Genomic DNA, 19,951 nt, shown 5'->3' with positions numbered 1-19,951 from the left:
GACCCCCTGTTTCCACCTGACAGTCAAGCACGTCGCGGGTTCGAGGCAAGTCGGCTGGACGGTTTGTCCGCAGGACACCCCACTGGGACCCCGCGACCATGCGCAGGGACTCGCCCCCGCTGAGCCCGAGTTCCGGCACCGTGCGCCAGGGGTCTGGACATTCAGGTCGCGGACGACCCTCAACCTGACCAGCGGAGACAGCGGGACAGGGCGAGCGGTTTATGATCCGGCTGTGGCCGGTTCCCTCGATCGTCGCATCATGCGCCTGGCGGTGCCCGCGTTCGCTGCACTCGTCGCACAACCCCTGTTCCTCATGGCCGACACCGCGATCGTCGGCCGACTGGGCACCGAACCACTGGCCGGGCTCGGGGTCGGGGCGGCCGTGCTGGGGACGATGACCGGCCTGTTCATCTTCCTCGCCTACGCGTCGACCTCGACGGTGGCGCGGCTGGCCGGAGCCGGTCGGTCCAGGGAGGCGGCGGAGGCAGGGGCGCAGGCGCTGTGGCTGGCGCTGGTCCTGGGGATCGCGGTGGGGGCACTCGGCTGGGGGCTGGCCCCGCAGCTGGCGGGATGGCTCGGGGCCGAGGGTGGGGTGCACACCCAGGCGGTGGTCTACCTGCGGTGGGCGCTGCCCGGGACCCCGGGAATGCTGGTGATGCTGGCGGCGACGGGGGCACTGCGTGGCCTGGCCGATGGACGCACCCCGATGCTGCTGTCGCTGTCGGCCGCGGCCCTCAACCTGGCCGGTGACGTGGTCCTGGTGTTCGGTCTGGGACTCGGCATCGCCGGGTCCGGGGCCGCGACGGCACTGGCCGAGACCGCACTCGGAGCGGTGGCGGCGTGGCTGGTGCTGCGCGGCTCGAGGCGGTTGGGGGCCAGGCGTCGTCCGGACCCCACGGGGATGCGTCGCAGCCTGCGGGTGGGCGTCCCACTGCTGGTGCGGACCGTGGCGTTGCGGTTGGCGCTGCTGCTCACCACCTGGGCGGCGGCCCGTCAGGGTGCGGTGGCGCTCGCGGCGCACCAGGTGGGCTTCACCGTCTGGGGTTTCCTGCAGAACGTGTTGGATGCCCTGGCGATCGCCGGTCAGACCCTCATCGGGCAGGCCCTGGGGGCTGGCCGCCCGGAGGAGGCACGGGCCATCTCGCGCCGGATGGTCGCGTGGTCCCTGGCCTTCGGGGCGCTGCTCGGGGGCGTCGTCGTGGTGGTGCGGCACCCGTTCGCCGCCCTGTTCACCCCGGAGGTCGAGGTGCGTCACGCCGTCGCGGTGGTGCTGGTGGTGATGGGGGCGGCCCTGGTGATCTCCTCCTGGGTGACCCTCTTCGACGGGGTGCTCATCGGCGCCGGGGACGGCCCCTACCTGGCCCGCGCGATGACCCTCACCCTCGTCGTCTACGCTCCCCTGGTCCTCGTGGTGGACCGGCTCGCCCCGACGGGGGTCGCGGGTCTGGCCTGGCTGTGGGCGAGCTTCACCGTCGGATTCATGGGGGTCCGGGCACTCACGCTGTGGTGGCGGGAACGATCCGACGCCTGGCTGCGGAGCGGGTGAGAGGATGCGCGGGTAGGGGGATCGTCACGGTGATCACTTGGCAAGGCGGACGACGATGAGCGCACTGGAGCGTGCGTTCGAGGAGGACAACGCTGCCGGGGGTCACCGGGATGACCGCAGTAGATACGCCTATCCGCGCATCCTCCCAGTCAGAACCAGTCCGTCGGCTCCAGCTCCAGGGCCTGGATGCGCTCCAGTCCCTCCTCCCAGGCCAGTCCCTCACGCAGCACTTCCAGCTCCCCCAGGCACCCCTTCGTCACCCGCAGCACGGCCAACACCGGGGCGCCCTCGTCGTCACCGAGGAGCGCGACGGGGAAGTCGTAGTTCGAGACCTTGGCCCGTGGCGCATCAGGGGCGACCACGAAATCGGTGCTGCAGCCGTGCTCGCAGCGCACCTCCTGGGCGCCGTCCAGCTGGGCCCGGAGTTCCTTGGCCCCGTGGTCGTCGATGGCACCGAGGATGCGTTCCACCAGCGCCCTCACCTCGGGGCTGAGCGGTCGGGGCTCAGTGGCCTCGGCGGCCTGCTCCGGAACTCGACGCCTCGGGAAGCTGCGGATGCCGGAGACCACTGCCTCGGCAAGGGTGGCCCCGGCCTGCCAGCGCCGAAGATGCTTCACGCCTCGGGCCTCGAGAGCTCCGGCGATGCGGGCATCGAGGCGCTCCAGGGGCCCGGCGACGGCGAGGACGGTGGCCAGGGTCCCACTGAACCACCCGGCATCCCCGCTCTCCCACCAGCCGCGGTCCCTCGCCACCCCGAGGGCGGCCAGACCTGCCGTGGTGGTGGCCAGTGCCGCCCGGTACCAGCCACGCTGGGACCGGCTGAGACGACGCTGCTCCACCAGGCACAACGCCGCAGTGGCCACGTTCAGCCCCACCTCGAGCGCCCAGTGGACGCGGGAAACACTCAGTGGCTTGTCGCACCAGAAACGGGGCTTCGACTCTTCGGCTTCGAGGGTGTGGGACGTGTCAGTCACACCCCACACCCTACCGATCTCAGACGATGGCCACGCCGTCGCCGTCGCCGTCGCGGTCGAAACGGACCGTCTGGCCGTCGTGGATCCGGCCCGCCAGCAACCCCTTGGCCAGCTGGTCCTCCAGCGTGGACTGGATGAGGCGACGCAGCGGCCTGGCCCCGTAGATCGGGTCGAAGCCGACGTCGCCGAGCCAGTCGCGGGCGGCATCGCTCAGCTCCACCACGATGCGGCGCGACGCGAGCCGGGCGTTCAGCCTGCCCAGCTGGATGTCGACGATCCGCCTCAGGTCCTCACGGGTCAACGGCTCGAACATGACGATCTCGTCGAGCCGGTTGAGGAACTCCGGCCGGAAGGCCGAACGCACCACCGCCATGACCTGCTCCCGCTTCTCCTCCGGGGACAGGGTGGCATCGGCCAGGTACTGCGAGCCGAGGTTGGAGGTGAGGATGAGGATGGTGTTGCGGAAGTCCACGGTGCGGCCCTGACCGTCGGTCAGTCGACCGTCGTCGAGGACCTGCAGCAGGATGTTGAACAGGTCCGGGTGGGCCTTCTCCACCTCATCCAGCAGCACCACCGAGTAGGGGCGGCGCCTCACGGCCTCGGTGAGCTGACCACCCTCCTCGTAGCCGACGTAGCCGGGGGGCGCGCCGACGAGACGGGCGACGGCGTGCTTCTCCGAGTACTCGCTCATGTCGATGCGGACCATCGCCGACTCGTCGTCGAAGAGGAAGTCCGCCAGGGACTTCGCCAGCTCGGTCTTGCCGACACCGGTCGGCCCGAGGAACAGGAAGGAACCCGACGGCCGGTTGGGGTCGGAGATACCCGCCCGGGAACGCCTCACGGCATCCGAGACGGCGCGCACCGCCTCCACCTGCCCGATGAGTCGGGCCCCCAGCCGGGCCTCCATCTCCAGCAGCTTCTCGGACTCGCCCTGCAGCAGCCGTCCCACCGGGATCCCGGTCCAGGCACCCACCACCTCGGCGATGTCGGTGTCCGAGACCTCGTCGGAGACCATCTTCTCCGCCCTCTCCTCGTTCTGCTCCGCCTCGGCGAGCTGCTGCTCGATGGCAGGGATCTCCCCGTAGAGCAGCTGCGAGGCCCGACCGAGGTCCCCGGCCCGCTGCGCCTTGTCGGCCTCGACGCGCAGGGCGTCGATCTGTTCCTTGAGGTCACCGACGGCGTTCAGCCCGGACTTCTCCTCCGCCCAGCGGGCCTCCAGGGCGCGCAACTGCTCCTGGGCATCGGCCAGTTCCTGCTGCAGTGCGGCGAGCCGCTCCCGGGACGCGGGGTCGTCCTCCTTCTTCAGGTGGAGTTCCTGCATGAGCATCCGGTCCACGTCACGACGCAGCATGTCGATCTCCTCCGGCGAGGAGTCGATCTCCATGCGAAGCCGCGACGCCGCCTCGTCGACGAGGTCGATGGCCTTGTCCGGCAGCTGTCGGCTGGTGATGTAGCGATCGGAGAGCGCAGCTGCCGCCACGAGTGCGGAATCGGTGATCCGTACCTTGTGGTGGGCCTCGTAGCGCTCCCGGAGTCCCCGCAGGATGGCGATGGCGTCCTCCACGCTCGGCTCCCCGACGTAGACCTGCTGGAAGCGCCGCTCCAGCGCCGGGTCCTTCTCGATGTGCTCGCGGTACTCATCCAGCGTGGTGGCCCCGATCATCCGCAGCTCCCCGCGCGCCAGCATGGGCTTGAGCATGTTGCCGGCATCCATGCTGCCGTCCCCACTGGCCCCGGCGCCGACGACGGTGTGCAGCTCGTCGATGAAGGTGATGATCTGCCCGTCGGACTCCTTGATCTCGTTCAGCACGGCCTTGAGGCGCTCCTCGAAGTCGCCGCGGTACTTGGCCCCGGCCACCATGGAGGTCAGGTCCAGCGAGACCAGGCGGCGACCCTTGAGGGAGTCCGGGACGTCGCCCTCGACCAGCCTGAGCGCCAGCCCCTCGACGACGGCAGTCTTGCCCACACCGGGCTCACCGATCAGCACCGGGTTGTTCTTGGTGCGGCGCGCCAGCACCTGCACGATGCGCCGGATCTCGGAGTCGCGGCCGATGACGGGATCGATCTCTCCGGCACGGGCCCGCTCGGTGAGGTCGATGGAGTACTTCTCCAGCGCGGACTCGCCGCCCTCCGACTCGGCGGAGGTGACCCGCTTGGCACCACGGGAGTCCTGGAAGGCCTGGGTGAGCCGTTCCGGGGAGGCTCCCACCCGCTTCAGGATGGTCTGCGCCTCGGAGGGCACCCCGGCGAGCCCGATGAGCAGGTGCTCGGTGGCGACGAACTGGTCGCCCAGCTCAGCCGCGAGGGTCTCGGCCGTCGCCAGGACCCGGGCCAGTGCCCCGGAGAGCGAGGGCTGGGTGACCGAGCTGCCGGTCGATGAGGGGAGTTTGGCGATGGCGGCCTCGGCCTCGTCATCGACCCGCTCCGGGTCGGCGCCGACCGCGGCGAGCAGGGCACCGACGGTGTTGTCGGGGGTGAGCATCAGGCCGTGCAGCAGGTGCACGGGCTCGGCATTGGGGTTTCCCGCGGTCAGAGCCAGCCGGACGGCGGCGGTCACGGCGTCGCGGCTCTTGGCGGTGAGCTTCTCAGTGTTCACGATGGTCCTCCAGAGTGCGATTCTTGAAGTTGAGTCTATCACGCTCAACTCTGGCCGGATGGCCAGAAATCCCCGACTTTCCCCCGAACCGACCCCGGATCCCGGCCTCAGGGCGATACCCTCGGAACATGCCTGTCCACGGGGCGATCAGGCTCCCTGGCCAGGTGACGGCAGCCCACCGACGTGCCGACCGAAGGAGACCCGTTCCATGTCCGCCCTGACCGCCAACGGTCTGACCACCACCATTCCCGTCACCGGCCGAATCCCGACACACCCGAGGGTCGTGGCCTGGGTCGAGGAGGTCGCCGAACTGACCAATCCCCAGGCCATCCACTTCTGTGACGGCACGGATGAGGAGTACGAGCGTCTCGTCGACGAACTGGTCGCCTCCGGCACCGTCGTCCGACTGGACGAGCAGCACCAGCCCGGCTCCGTCCACGCCCGGACCGATCCCGACGACGTCGCCCGGGTCGAGGACTCCACCTTCATCTGCTCCGTCGACGAGAACGACGCCGGCCCCACCAACAACTGGATGGACCCACGCCAGATGAAGGCGATCATGCGACGGCTCTACAACGGCTGCATGGTGGGACGCACCATGTACGTGATCCCGTTCTGCATGGGGCACCTGGAGGCCGAGGACCCGAAGTTCGGCATCGAGATCACCGACTCCGCCTACGTGGTGCTGTCGATGCGGATCATGACCCGGATGGGCACCCGGGTGATGGAGGCCATGGAGGAGACCGGGGCGGACTTCGTCCCGGCCCTGCACTCGGTGGGGATGCCCCTGCCGGAGGGCACCGAGGACGTGCCCTGGCCCTGCAACGACATCAAGTACATCGTCCACTTCCCGGAGGAGCGCACCATCTGGAGCTACGGCTCCGGCTACGGCGGCAACTCACTGCTCGGCAAGAAGTGCTACGCGCTGCGCATCGCCTCCGTCATGGGACGGGAGGAGGGCTGGCTGGCCGAACACATGCTGATCCTGAAACTCACCTCACCGGAGGGCAGGTCGTACCACATCTGCGCGGCCTTCCCCTCGGCCTGCGGCAAGACCAACCTGGCGATGATGCAACCGACGATTCCCGGCTGGAGCGTCGAGACCCTGGGCGACGACATCGCCTGGATGCGGTTCGGCCAGGACGGCAGGCTGTACGCGGTCAACCCCGAGGCCGGGCTGTTCGGCGTCGCCCCCGGCACCGGGGACGACACGAACCCGAACGCCATGGCGGCGATCAGGCTGGGACACAGCATCTTCACCAACGTGGGCCTCACCGATGACGGCGACATCTGGTGGGAGGGCATGACCAAGGAGCCGCCGGAGCACCTGACCGACTGGAAGGGCCGCTCCTGGAGCCCGGACAAGGGACCGGTCGGGGGGCGTCCCGGGGAGAAGGCCGCACACCCGAACTCCCGGTTCTGCACCCCCATCACCCAGTGCCCGATCCTCTCCGACGAGTACGACCTGCCGCAGGGGGTGCCGGTGGACGCCATCATCTTCGGCGGCCGACGCGAGAACACGATCCCGCTGGTCTCACAGGCCCGCAACTGGCTGCACGGTGTGTTCATGGGGGCGACCTGCTCCTCGGAGACGACGGCCGCCGCGGCCGGGGCCGTCGGTGTCCTGCGGCGCGACCCGATGGCGATGCTGCCGTTCATTGGCTACCACGTGGGTGACTACCTGCAGCACTGGATCACCATGGGTGAGCGGACCGAGCCCGGAAAACTGCCGAAGATCTTCTACGTCAACTGGTTCCGCAGGGATGCCGAGGGCAACTTCCTGTGGCCCGGGTTCGGTGAGAACTCACGGGTGCTGAAGTGGATCGTCGAACGCCTCGAGGGCCGGGTCGACGCGGTGGAGACCCCGGCCGGCCTGCTGCCCCGCAAGGAGGACATCGACGTCGAGGGCCTGGACATCAGCGATGACCACCTGGAGCAGGTGGTGCGCTACGTGCCGCAGGAGTGGGCCGACGAGCTGCCCCGGATGCGCCGCTGGCTGCGTTCACTGGGGCTGAAGGTGCCCCAGGAGATCCACGACGAGCTGTGGCACATCGCGATGAAGGTCATCGACCCGCGGTGAGCCGGAGAGGGAGGGCCCGGTGTGCACCGGACCCTCCCCGTCGTTCCTCGGCCGAGCCGCCTCAGCCCTGGCTACCGGTCTTCGGCAGTCCTGGACGTGGACTTGGCGTCGTCGGCCTGCCCGTCGGCCGAACCGTCGGAGCCGCGGTCGGTTGCACCGTCGGTCCGGTCGTCGGCTGCGCTGTCGGAGCCGCCGTCGGGGAGGACGTGGGAGCCGCCGTCGGCGTCGGGGTGGGAGCCGGTGGCGTCGCGGTCACCTCGAGCGTCCCGGTCAGGGCCTCGGTGCGGCCACTGGCGTTGTCGAAGACGATCGCCATGTAGCCGAGCGGCTTCTGATCCGCCCAGGCCGCGCCCCGGTCCAGCTGGAAGGATCGGGGTTCACCGACCTTGGACGAGAAGAACCTGCCGTCCTCGAACGGCTTCGCCAGCGGGTCGTAGACGGCCGCACCGTCGACCACGTCCACCCCACTCGGGTCGAGCAGGTTCCTGGCGGACGCCTTGTAGGTGAACTTGCCGGTGACCCCCACCTGCTTGGCTGCCACCTGCATCACCATGGTGCTGGAGTCCGTCGGGGCCAGGGCTTCGGTGTCGGCGGCGTACACCTGACGGGTCGCCAGGTCCACGACGAACACCTCAGGACGGCCGTTGATCTCCCGCTCTCGAACCAACCCGGAGTCCATGCTCATGACCTGGAAGTCGTCCTTGCCGTCGTTGTCGTTGTCGATGGTGATGACGTGCACGATGTTGGCCGGGTTCGACCAACGGGAGCTGGAGTTGACGGCGAAGCTCAGGTTCAGCAGCGCGGCGTCGCCCGCGGCACTCACCCCCACCGACGCGATGTCCTGGCCCACGTCGTCGGCATCAGCGATGTCGTCGGGATCCTGCAGGCCCCAGGTGTAGAGAGCCGTGAAGGCGTTGCTGCCCGCCTCGTTGGTGAACGTCAGATCGGTGGTGTCCTCGTCGACGGCGGTGGCCTCGGCCTTCACCGTGGACAGGGAGCGCGGCACGAGCAGGTAGGCCACATCGAGACCCTGCCCGTCGGCATCCTCGAAGTGGATGGTTCCGGAGACCTCCCGGAAGTTGAGGTCGTTGAACCGGGCGAGGCTGCTCGGGACGTCCTTGGCGTCGACCTTGATGGTCACGGGCACCTCGACCTTGCCCTGCGCAGGAACAGTGACCTCGCTCTGCCCCAGGACGATCTCGGCCGGCAACGACACCTTGCTCCTGGCGACATCGACCTTGAAGGTTCTCGGTGTGGCGCCCTTGTTGACCAGGGTCACGGTGCGGGACTCCTCGTGGGTTCCCGTGAACTCCGCGAAACCGTAGGCGAGCACGGACTCCTGGATCCGGGTCCCGCCCACCTCACGGCTGTCCCCGTAGGCGTAGAGCTCGGTGTGGACCACGTCCACCGGGTCGATCATGCCGCCACCACGGCTGTACCTGTGATCGGGGACGCGGGCCGCGTCGGAGGTGGTGACGAGTGCGGAGATGATCTCCTGGCTGCTCCAGCCCGGATGGGCCTGGACCGCGAGGGCCGCGACGCCACTGGCGTAGGGGGTGGCCATGGAGGTGCCGGACTTGACCTCCCCGCGGGTGCCGGAGCCGACCAGGGCCGACTGGATGTTCACACCGGGAGCGGTGACGCTGGCCCCCAGTGCGGAGTCCCCTGAACGCGGACCCGACGAGCTGAAGTCGCCGAACTTCCCGTGGCCCGGGTTCTCGACGGTGGTCTCGGTGAAGGTCGCGTCCTTGCCGTCAGCCGCGATCAGGGCGGCCCCGTCGGCCTGGGTGACCCCGAGGAACGGGATGCGGACCCGCCAGGCCTCCCCACTCTCCGGGTTGCGCGTGATGAGCCCCTCGTAGGGCGGAAGCGCGTCGGAGTCGTTGACCATGACCACCGCGAGTGCACCGAAACGCTGACCGTTGATGGCCTTCAACACACGGGCGCAGTTGCCTCGGGTCACGACCACGACCCGGCTGTGCGGTACCTTCGTCCATTCGTCACGGTCACAGCCGTCCGCGACGGTGCCGTCGTCCTTCCGCATCACGTGGATGGGACCCGACCTGATGAGCCGGTACCCGTTGGCGTTGATCGCGGTCATCGCCCTTCCCTCGACGGTGACCTCAGCGGCTGGGAAGAGCTTCATCGGGTCGTTGGCCGCCACGCTGAGCACCCCGGTCCCGACGGCAGGGGAACTGCTCAGGTACGCAGCAGGTCCGGAGTTCCCGGCCGCGGCGACCACGACCAGACCCGCTGCGGCCGCGTTGGAGGCAGCGACGGCGTCAGGATCCGTGGCGCGCCCGAAGCTGGAACCGAGCGAGAGGTTGACCACGTCCATGTGATGGGCGACGGCCCAGTCGATGGCCTCGGTCACCAGCCCGGTGCCTCCGGCGCAGCCGAAGATGCGCACGGCGTACAGATCCGCCTCGGGCGCGACCCCCGGGCCGACCCGAAAGCTGTTGGCGTGGGTGTTCTCATCGTAGGGACCGGCATAGGTGGTCCCGTCGTCGAGGACACCCGAGCCACCCAGGGTGCCGGCCACATGGGTGCCGTGGCCTGTCCGCTCGCAGTCGAGCGGGTTGTCATCGGGCTGCGGGGTGTTGCGTCCGTCGTAGCCGTCGCCCGCGAAGTCGTACCCGCCCTTGACCCGGGCGTTGAAGGCCGGGACCGAGGAGGCCGCGGCGGCCTCGTAGGCCTCCGGGGTGCCCTCACCACCGAAGGTGGCGTGGGTGTAGTCGACCCCGGAGTCCACGACGGCCACCTTGACGCCCTTGCCGGTGAATCCACCGGCAGCGCCGCCCTGCCACACGGCAGGCACTCCCGTCGCGGGAACGGCGACGTGGTTGGCGCGCTCGCGCACCGGGACGGCGTGGACCTCCTTGACCTCACTCAGTTCCTGCACCTGCGCCAGCTGCGCCCGGTCGATGGTGACCCGCATGCCGTTGTAGGCGGACTGCATCCGGGTCTCGACCTCTCCGCCGAGGGCGGTGATGCGTTCCTCGACCTCCTTCTGGGTGGCCTCGATCCCGGCCCTGATCTGGTTCTCACGTGACTCGGGGAGTTCCCCTCCGGCCTGGGCGGCCTCCATGGCGACGGGAGCGGCCTGCAACTCGACGATGACGCTGATCCTGCCCTCTTCCCCGAGGAGCAGGTCGGCGGCATCGGCTGGCAGGGGTTCCTTGCTGCCCGGCGCCACGAGGTCCTGGATCGACGTCGGGTCGGGCTCTTCCGCGTGGGCCAGTGGGCCCACGAGGAGCATCGCCGCGGCAGACAGGCCGGCCACAACTCTGATTCTTCTTCGCACTCAGTTCACCTTTCCTGGACTGATCCGGGACACGACGGGAGCCGCGTCCCGATCAGCATCTTAGGTTTCCCTAACCTGAGAAACCACCTCGGGGTGACCGAAGGGGCAGACCCCCGATGTCCGAGTGGCCGACCTTGACGTCTTCCTGCCTGATACGCTGCACCCAGCCGGGGTGCTCCGGGTCCAGGAGCTGAGAACACACCCGTTGAACCTGATGCAGGTAATGCTGACGAAGGGAGCGCCATGACCGCATCGATCCTGACCGAGCTCCGCACCACCACGCCGCTGGTGCACTGTCTCACCAACACCGTCGTCCCCCAGATCACCGCCAACGTGTTGCTGGCCATCGGCGCCGCACCGGCCATGGTGGACCTGCCCGAGGAGGCGGAGATCTTCGCCGGGATCGCCCAGGCGGTGCTCATCAACGTGGGCAACGGGTCCGCCGCGCAGCACGAGGCCCAGCGACGCGCCTCCGCCGCCGCTCAGGCGGCCGGGGTGCCGTGGGTGCTCGACCCCGTCGCCGTCGGGGCGTTGCCGGTGCGCACCGGGCTGGCCCGCGACCTGCTGGGGCACTCCCCGACCTGTGTGCGCGGCAACGCCTCGGAGATCCTGGGGCTGACGGGACACAGCACCGGTGGACGGGGCGTGGATGCCACGGACCCGGTGGAGGCCGCACTCGAGGCCGCCGAGGAGCTGGCCGAGCAGCAGGACTGCGTGGTGGCGATCTCCGGCGAGACCGACCTCGTGGTCTCCCCGGGCCGGGTCACCCGGATCCACGGCGGCCACGCCCTGATGCCCCTGGTGATCGGCACCGGGTGTTCGTTGGGCGCCACGGTTGCCGCTGCGCTCGGGGCCGCACGTTCCCGCCGGCACGACGCCGTCGTCGCGGCCCACGCCCTGTTCGCCGCCGCCGGGATCGTCGCCGGGGATGTCTCCTCGGCACCGGCCAGCTTCGAGGTGGCGTGGCGGGACGCCCTGTACACCCTGACCCCCGACGAGGTGACGGAACTGGCCCGGATCGAGGAGGCGTGATGGTGGACTGGCGGCTGTACTACGTCACCGACCCGGTCCTCGCCGGTGGGCGCGAACACGTCGCACGCACGGTCGAGCAGGCCGTCCTGGGTGGGGCCACGGTGGTGCAGTTCCGTGACAAGACCGCCACCGACGAGCAGTTCCGCGACGGGGTGCGGGCCTGCCAGCGCGCCATCGCGGCCGCCGTCACCGCCGGGGCCGTCGGGGCCGAACTGGTGGTCAACGACCGCGTCGACATCGCGGCGGAGTTCGGCACCCACCTGCACATCGGGCAGGACGACGGCGAGGTCGCGGCGGCCCGGGCCACCATCGGAGCGGATCGACTGCTCGGCGTCTCGGTCAACTCACCGGAGGAGCTGGCCGTGGTGGTGGCCGAGGGACTGGCAGACGTGGTGGGGCTGGGGCCCGTGTGGGAGACCACCACCAAGACCGACACCGCACCGGCCCTCGGCGTCGACGGGGTGCGGGCCCTGCTGGCACACCGCCCCGAGCACCTGCGGGCCGTGGCCATCGGTGGCATCAACGCCACGAATGCCGCCGAGGTCATCGCGACCGGGGTGGATGGCATCTGTGTCGTCTCGGCCATCGCGGCGGCCCCGGATCCCAGGGGCGCCGCCGAAGAACTCATCGGCATGTGGAGGAGAGCATGACACCCGAGGTGGCCCTGTCCATCGCAGGATCGGACCCCAGCGGTGGGGCCGGCATCCAGGCGGACCTGAAGACCTTCTCGGCCTTCGGGGTCCACGGCTGTGCCGCCATCGCCGGGCTGACCGTCCAGAACACCGTCGGGGTCCGGGCCGCACTGGCCGTGGACCCGACCTTCGTCACCGACCAGGTGACGGCGGTGATCGACGACTTCCCGGTGGCCGCCACCAAGCTGGGGATGCTGACGAACTCCGGGATCGCGACGGCGGTGGCCGACCTGTTGGCCGCACGCAGGGCGGAGTTCGGGACCATCGTGCTCGATCCCGTGATGGTCGCGACCTCCGGGGACGCACTCCTCAGCGATGACGCCGTCGAGGTGGTGCGCAGTCGGCTGGTCCCCCTGGCCGATGTCATCACCCCGAACGTCCCGGAGGCCGCCGTGCTGCTGGGGAGGGCACCGGCCGGCTCCGTCGCCGAGCTCGAGGCCCAGGCGCGGGAGCTCGTGGCGGCCGGGGCCCGGGCGGTGCTGGCCAAGGGTGGACACCTGGACGGGGACGAGGTGACCGATGTCCTCGTCACCGCCGAGGGTGTGACGCACCTCACCAGTGCCCGCATCGTCACCCGCAACACCCACGGCACGGGATGCACGCTCAGCTCCGCCGTCGCGGCCGCCTCCGCCCTGACCGGCGGCTTCACCGTCGATGCGGTGACCATGGCACGTGACTACCTGCACCGGGCCATCGCCGCCGGTGCGGCGTGGCGGCTCTCCCGCACCCCCGAGGCCGGTCACGGACCGGTCAACCACCTCGTCGAAGGAGCGTCATGACCTGGCCCACCCGCGATTTCTCCGCCGCCTGCTGGCAACACATCGCCCCGATCAGGCAACGCATCGACCGGTTGCCGCTGCTGGTGGAGCTGGCCGACGGCACCCTGGAGGCCAGGCGGTTCGTCGAGTACATCGTGCAGGACGACTTCTACCTGCGCGGCTACTCCCGGGCCCTGGCCCAACTCGCGGCCCGTGCCCCGCAGGCCCGGGCCCGGGCGTTCTGGGCCAGGAGCGCCGGCGAGGCCGTCGAGGCGGAGGTCCTGATGCACGACGCGCTGCTGAACGATCCGCTGCTGAAGGACGTCCCCCACGCGAGCACCCCCTCACCGACGACCCGCGGGTACGTGAACTTCATCCAGACCGCCGTCGCCTACGAACCCTACCCCGTCGGGGTCGCGGCGGTGCTGCCCTGCTACTGGGTCTACGCCCAGGTGGGACTGGACCTGGCAGAGCGTGCAGCGACGGTGCAGGAGCATCCGTACGGCACCTGGGTGGCGGCCTACGCCGACCCGGCCTTCCAGCAGGCCACGGCGACCGCCATCGACCTGCTCGACGAGGCGGCCGAGTCCGCCGACGAGGCGACGCGCACCCAGATGCTCAGTGTCTTCGCCGATGCCACCCGCTACGAGGAACTGTTCTGGGAGCGCAGCCACCACCTGGAGGCCTGGACCCTGTGATCCCGGCCCGCGAGTTGCACCACACCCTGGTGGTCCTGCTCGGCACGTCGTGTCCGAGGAGCGATCCCGTCGTCTCCGCCGGTCGTGCATGACAAGGCCGGAGAGCACCTCGCAGGAACCAGTGCCCCGGGGCTGACCCTCACCTCACGTAGACTCCTGTGACGGTACGCCTCCTGGGAGAGACACACACTTCACTGAGGGGACACGATGGTTTCGGTCAACACTTCATCCTTGGGTCAGATAGCCGGGATGCCCGATGTCGAGTACGACTTCGAGGTGTCGTCGTCATTGCGAACCGCATTCAACAACGCCGCCAGCGCGCTGGAGGGACAACGCAGTTCGCGTTCGACATACCGGACCGATGGGCTGACCGACTTCGCGGGGCATTTCTCACGGGTGTTCAAGGACAACGGCACCCAGCAGTTGACCGACCTGGACGAGATCGTCACCAATTTGAAGTTGGTCTCCACCAAGGTGTTGGAGCTGGAGACTGCGGCCCGGGAGGAGAACGGGCGTCGCGCCCAGGCCAGGGCCTGGGCGGAACGGCTGGCGAACCGCAACGGGTGGGACAAGTTCTGGGACTCCCTGTTCGGCGAGGAGGACCCGCCGGTCACGGACCTGCCCGACACCGGTCCGAGCCAGACGGTGACCTCACCGGCCCCGAAGAATCCTGAGACCCCGCAGCCCGGCTCGGGCGGGTCCAACACGGGAGGATCGTCGTCGGCCCGCCCGTCGAACCTCAGGACCTTCGCCTCGTCGACACGTACCGCGGACCAGGAACTCACCTCGTACCCGACCACCCTGACCAACCACTGCACCTCGTTCACCACCTCGTGCTCATGGGCGACCCTGGACGCCTCCGGTGTCATCAGCGCCTTCACGGCATGGCTCGAGGCCAACGAGCTCGACGCCCAGTGGGCGGATGTGGTGGCCCAGGCCTTCGAGAGCGCGGGAGGTGAGGGGGTCATCACCCTGCCGGACGCGGCGATCAGCGCCGCACTCCAGGCTGCGGGGATCGCGGAGAACCGCACCGACATCGAGGTCGATCCGCCGACCGCGTACGGTTCCCCGCCCACGACGGGGTACTCGAATGACCCCGTGAACACCGCGACGGGCAACTTCCTGGAGAACGAGACCGACCTGGGCTTCTCCGGACCGGCGGCCTCCTTGGTGTGGTCGCGCCTCTACAACTCGATGGATCCCACCTCCGGTGCCTTCGGGCCCGGTTGGTCGTCCTGGGTCGAGTGTGGGCTGACGATCAGCGACGACGTGGCCCGGTTCCGGCTGCCGGACGGCCGCGTCGTGGTCTTCCCCCGCGAGGGAGCGGGCTGGGGACGCGCCGTCGGTGAGAACCTGTGGCTGGAGAGCGCCCCGTACGGGTTGCGGATCTCCACCAACACCGGCCTGGCCTTCGAGTTGAGCAGCACCGGGGTCCTGCTGGCCGTCGACGGCGGCCCCGGAACCCGTGTGTCCTTTGAGCGCGATGAGGGCCGCCTGGCCCGCCTGAGCCATGAGTTCGGTCGCTGGCTCACGGTGCTCTGGGAGGGCGAGCGCATCGCCGCGGTGCAGGCCTCAGACGGGCGTCGGGTCGACTACTCCTACGACGAGGCCGGACGGCTGCTCGCCGCATCCGGGCCGGGTGGGCGACGCTCGTACGGATGGAACGACGAGGGCCTGATCGCGACCGTCACCGACGCCGACGGGGTCGTCGAGGCGGCCAACACCTATGACGACCGGGGGCGGGTGACGACCCAGGTCTCGCAGCACGGTCGTACCACTCATTTCACCTATGTCACCAACCAGGTGACGGTGGTCGCCGATGCCGACGGGTCCCGGGCCAACACGTGGCTGCACGATGCCAGGGGTCGGCTGGTCGGTGTGGTCGACGCCGATGGCAACCGGCAGTCGACGGGCTACGACCGTCACGGCAACCCGGCGATCGTCACGGAGCGTGACGGTTCGACCACGGTGCGGGTGTTCGACGAGCGTGGTCGCTGCGTCACGCAGCAGGGTCCGAGCGGGGCACGTCAGGACTGGGTCTTCGACGACCGGGACCGGGTCACAGAGGTCAGCGTCGAGGCCGACGGTGAGCGCGCGGTCACCCGGTACGGCTATGACGGCGAGGACCGCAACCCGTCGCTCGCCGTCGACCCGAGTGGTGGCGAGACCCGCTTCACGTGGCAGCGTGGTCTGCTGACGGAGGTGGTCGACCCGACCGGGGTGAGGGTTGCCTTCACCCACGACGAGCACGGTGACCTGATCGCCACCACCGATGCGCTGGGCAACACCGCGCGTCTGGAGCGGGACGCCGCTGGTCGTGTGGTCGCGGCGATCACCCCGCTCGGGCATCGCACCACCTACCGCTACGACGAGACCACCGGGGTGCTGGTCTCCCGGAGCGATCCCTCCGGGGCCACGACGCGGTTCGAGCACTCGGCGGCGGGCCGGATGACCGCGGTGATCGATCCCACCGGGGCACGCACCGTGATGGCCTACGGCGACGACGGTGAGCGCCATGCCACGACGGATGCGCTGGGGCGGACCATGACCTCCAGCCATGACGACCTGGGGCGGCTGACCGCCGTCGAGCTGCCCGATGGTTCCACCTGGTCGTTCGGCTACGACCTGCTGTCCCGGCTGGTGGAGAGCACGGACGCCACCGGCGCCACCTGGCGGATGGAGTTCGGCCCGACGGGGTACATGACCAGCGCGACGGATGCCACCGGGGTCCGCCGTGAGGTGGTCACCGACCCCACCGGGTTGCCGCTGTCGTTCATCGACGGTGACAACCGGGTCGACGTGGTGCGCGACCAGTTGGGCCGCATCGTCTCGGACGCCGGGGCCGACGGTGAGGCCACGACCCGTCGTTTCGACGCGTGCGGTCGGGTGGTCGAGTCGGTGGACCCCGAGGGTGGGGTGACCCGCATCGCACGCGATGCCGCGGGACGCGTGGTGGCGGTGACCCAGCCGATGGGGCGGACCTTCCACTACGAGTACGACGCCGCGGGACGCTGGGCTGCCACGATCAGCACCGGTGGGCAGCGCTACGAGGTGACCCGGGATGCCGACGGCCGGATCGCCCAGGAGCTGTGGCCGAACGGCGACCAGGTGATGACCACCTTCGACGTGTGCGGTCGTATCGTCGAGCGGGTCGAGCCGGGCCGGGGTCGGATCCGGTTCCGCTATGACAAGGCGGGGCGCATCGTCGGTATCCGTGACCCGTGGAACGGGAAACGTTCCTTCGCCTACGACGAGGCGGGGCAGCTGGTCGCCGCCACGAATGCGCTGGGTGGGGTGACCCGGTTCGAGTACAACGAGCTCGGCCAGCAGGTCGCGGTGATCGACCCGCTGGGTGGGCGGACGGAGCGCACCTTCGATCAGCTCGGCCGGGTGCTGAGTGTCACCGACCCGCTGGGACGGGTGACCCGGTACAGCTACGACGCCACCGGGCGGCCGGTGCGTCGCCTCGATGCGGACGGTCACGCCCTGGAGTGGCGCTACGAGCGTGGTCGCAGGTCGATGACGCTGGCCGACGGCAAGGTGCTGAGCTCGGTCGAGCGTGATCCAGCGGCCCGGACGATGCGGGTCGTCGAGGGCGAGACGGTGCACGAGTTGGCGTGGAACACCACCGGCCAGCTGCTGTCGCGGCTGCGCAACGGCGTGGGCGTGCGCTACGGCTACGACGCGAACGGTCGTCGCACCACCTTGGAGCGCCCCGACGGGTCGGTGACGCGTTACGAGTACGACGGCAACGGGCGGGTCGCTGCCCTGGAACATCCCGGGGTGGGACGTGCGGTGCTGGAACGTGACGCCCTGGGGCGTGTGGTCTCCCTCGCGGCGGACGGGCTGCACGCCACGTGGACCTATGCCGACGGGCTGGTGGTCGAGCACCGGGTGAACCGTCGGGGTTTCCTGCAGGTGACGCGCATCGAACGCGACACCGACGGCCGGGTGCTGGCCCAGGTGCGCGACGGCTTGCGCACCGAGTACAGCTACGACGAGGCGGGCCAGCTGACCGGTGGTCGCACGTCGGAGGGGTCCGAGTTCTGCTACGAGTGGGATGCGAATGGTCGTCTGGTGGCCGAGACCGCTGACGGCCGGACCACCCGGTACAGCTACGACGCCGGGGGCCAGCTGCTGACCGCGACGGCCCCGGACGGGTCGCGCACCGAGTACGCCTACGACGGTTCGGGGCGTCGGGTGCGTGAGCGTGGACCATCCGCCGAGCGGCACTTCGCCTGGGACCCGCAGGGTTTCCTGGCCCGCATCACGGCGGTACGCCCAGATGGTGACCGGATGGTCACGGCCACCCAGCGGCTGCGCGTTGATGCGCTGGGTGAGCTGGAACGCATCGATGACACCCCGGTGTACTGGGATTCTGCGTCGGCGGCCGCATCGATCGCGCAGATCGGGGCGACGGTGGTGGTCAACGCGCTCGCGGCCACGGCCCTGACCGCTGCCGGCGGCGGGGATGCGGCGTGGGTGATGCCTGATTCCCACGGCCGTGACACCGGGGCAGGATCGCCGTGGGGGCTGGTCCAGGGCCTTCACGAGGCCGGGCTGCCGCAGGGCACGTCGGTCACCTCGATGGGCGGGGTGAACATCGGTGGCCTGGAGTGGATGCAGGCCCGCACCTACGACCCGACCACGCACGGTTTCCTCTCCACGGATCCGTGGCCTCCAGTGGCAGGCACCGGGTGGGCGGGCAACCCGTACTCGTTCGCGGGCAATGACCCGGTCAACCAGTCCGATCCACAGGGCCTGAGGCCCATCACCGAGGACGAGCTGCAGGCCTACCGGGACTCCAACAACGGGACCCTGGGCAACGCGGCGGCCGCGGCCAGCGACTGGGTGTCGAACAACTGGGAGTACATCGCAGCGGGTGCCCTGATCGTCGGCGGTGTCGCGGTGATGTGCACCGGTATCGGTGGTCCGATCGGTGCGGCGATGATCGCCGGTGCTGCGATGGGGGCCGGGTCGTCGATCTGGTCGCAGAAGTCCAGCAACGGCAGCGTCGACTGGGGCAAGGTCGCCATCGACGGGGCGGTTGGTGCGGTCACCGGCCTGGCCGGTGGTGGCGCCGCGGCCGCAGCCGCGAGGATGACCTCCGGGGTCACCTCCTGCTTGGGCCGCAACGTCCTCGCGGGAGCGATCGAGGGCGGTATTGACGGCGGGGTCTCCGGCGGCTTCCAGTACCTGACCAGCGGCCAGCCGCTCACGGTGGAGGGCTTCGTGTCGGCGACCGGTCAGGGCGCGCTCGAAGGATCCGTGACCGGTGGTGCCGGTGGCGCACTGGCGAAGCTCAGCGACGTGTCCCGTTACGGCTGTTTCGCTGAGGACACCGACGTGCTGATGGCCGACGGCTCCGCCAAGCCGATCCAGGACGTGGTGGCAGGCGACGAGGTGATGGCCTTCAACGCCGAGACCGGGATGAACGAGGCGGCCAGCGTGGCACGCACCTTCGTCCACGAGGACGTCGAAACCCTGGTGGTGCGCACCGAGCAGGGTGAGGTCACCACCACCGCGACGCACCCGTTCTACGTGGAGGGCCGCGGCTACACCCCGGCAGGGGAACTCCACGAGGGCGATCAGCTCCGCACCCCCGACGGCGACACCGTCGAGGTGCTGAGCATCCAGTCCACGGGCCGCCGTCAAACGGTGTACAACATCGAGGTCGAAGGCCTGCACAACTACCACGTGGCCACCGAAGCTGGGACGTGGGTCCTGGTCCACAACAACGACGGCTGTGGCGACGATATGATGTCGGTGTACCGGACGCCGCCAAACGGAAGAGGACAAGCAGAGGCAGAGCATGGTCTTGACCCAGCCAACTTCCAGTCGGGTGACAGGTCTGCTTATGTTGGAGATGAACGGGTCGCCCAGGAATACTCCAACTACGACGTTGGAACCCATGAGAACGGCTATACCCGCTTCGAGGTTCCGCGCAGCGAATTCGAGGAAGCTTTCGGTAAAGGTCACCCTTACCAGGGCGGGGACTTGGGAAGGGAGTGGGCTGTGCCGGCCGACAAGATCCCGCAATTCAATGAGATGACTCAGTCTCGAGAATGGATCTGGGACTACTGATAGGGAGTTCTTGCGAGCCTGCAGGAAGGGAATATAGTGGAGGTTGAGCAATGAAATTTGATGACGAAGCTCTTGAGGGCGAGCGGGGGACCGTGATCGCCTATCATCCGTGGGGATACGAGGTCCAACTTGACGGCTCCGGGGACGTTGGGCTGGTGGGATTGGGGGCGGCAAGCAAAGTGATGAT

General features: G+C 69.4%; 10 protein-coding genes and 1 riboswitch. Of the genes, 7 read left to right on the top strand and 3 right to left on the bottom strand.

The genetic code is table 11. The annotated features are described in order from the left end of the window. Positions 1–232 precede the first annotated feature (232 nt). Positions 233–1,546 (top strand): MATE family efflux transporter, encoded by a 1,314-nt coding sequence (locus EII34_RS11465; protein WP_260425137.1) that lies wholly within the window; start codon positions 233–235, stop codon positions 1,544–1,546. Between the two features lie 149 nt (positions 1,547–1,695). Here the strand turns inward: EII34_RS11465 and EII34_RS11460 are convergent, their stop codons facing one another. Further along, positions 1,696–2,520: a hypothetical protein gene (locus EII34_RS11460; protein ID WP_124845301.1), complete on the bottom strand. Its 825-nt coding sequence runs from the start codon at positions 2,518–2,520 to the stop codon at positions 1,696–1,698. Between the two features lie 19 nt (positions 2,521–2,539). Then, complete coding sequence (gene clpB / locus EII34_RS11455; RefSeq protein ID WP_124845300.1) at positions 2,540–5,116, bottom strand: ATP-dependent chaperone ClpB; 2,577 nt, start codon at positions 5,114–5,116, stop codon at positions 2,540–2,542. Between the two features lie 208 nt (positions 5,117–5,324). Here clpB and EII34_RS11450 point away from each other — a divergent pair, with 208 nt between their 5' ends. Beyond that, positions 5,325–7,196, top strand: coding sequence for a phosphoenolpyruvate carboxykinase (GTP) (locus EII34_RS11450; RefSeq protein ID WP_124845299.1), 1,872 nt, complete (start codon positions 5,325–5,327; stop codon positions 7,194–7,196). Between the two features lie 61 nt (positions 7,197–7,257). Here the strand turns inward: EII34_RS11450 and EII34_RS11445 are convergent, their stop codons facing one another. Continuing rightward, on the bottom strand, positions 7,258–10,479 hold the full coding sequence (locus EII34_RS11445) for a S8 family serine peptidase (RefSeq protein WP_260425136.1): 3,222 nt from the start codon (positions 10,477–10,479) through the stop codon (positions 7,258–7,260). Positions 10,480–10,658: 179 nt separating this feature from the next. Then, a riboswitch (TPP riboswitch) is annotated at positions 10,659–10,755 on the top strand. Between EII34_RS11445 and thiM the strand changes: the two genes are divergently transcribed. From thiM to EII34_RS11420, 5 genes are all read left to right on the top strand, one after another. Next, entirely contained in the window at positions 10,744–11,532 is a 789-nt protein-coding gene (gene thiM / locus EII34_RS11440; protein ID WP_124845298.1) for a hydroxyethylthiazole kinase, read from the top strand. (Overlaps the previous riboswitch by 12 nt.) Further along, positions 11,532–12,182: a thiamine phosphate synthase gene (thiE, locus tag EII34_RS11435; RefSeq protein ID WP_124845374.1), complete on the top strand. Its 651-nt coding sequence runs from the start codon at positions 11,532–11,534 to the stop codon at positions 12,180–12,182. Before thiM ends, thiE begins: the two co-directional genes overlap by 1 nt. Continuing rightward, positions 12,179–13,003, top strand: coding sequence for a bifunctional hydroxymethylpyrimidine kinase/phosphomethylpyrimidine kinase (thiD, locus tag EII34_RS11430; protein WP_124845297.1), 825 nt, complete (start codon positions 12,179–12,181; stop codon positions 13,001–13,003). Before thiE ends, thiD begins: the two co-directional genes overlap by 4 nt. Continuing rightward, positions 13,000–13,680 carry a TenA family protein gene (locus EII34_RS11425; protein ID WP_124845296.1) on the top strand — a complete coding sequence of 227 codons (681 nt, stop codon included), beginning with the start codon at positions 13,000–13,002 and terminating at the stop codon, positions 13,678–13,680. The genes thiD and EII34_RS11425 overlap by 4 nt, the downstream gene beginning before the upstream one ends. Positions 13,681–13,911: 231 nt before the next feature. Next, complete coding sequence (locus EII34_RS11420; protein ID WP_185711314.1) at positions 13,912–19,764, top strand: DUF6531 domain-containing protein; 5,853 nt, start codon at positions 13,912–13,914, stop codon at positions 19,762–19,764. The last annotated feature ends 187 nt before the right edge of the window (positions 19,765–19,951 follow it).

The organism is Arachnia propionica (assembly GCF_003859805.1).
Taxonomy (GTDB): domain Bacteria; phylum Actinomycetota; class Actinomycetes; order Propionibacteriales; family Propionibacteriaceae; genus Arachnia; species Arachnia propionica_C.
The sequence above is the reverse complement of the archived record's forward strand: the minus strand, read 5'-3'. Positions and strand labels throughout refer to the sequence as shown.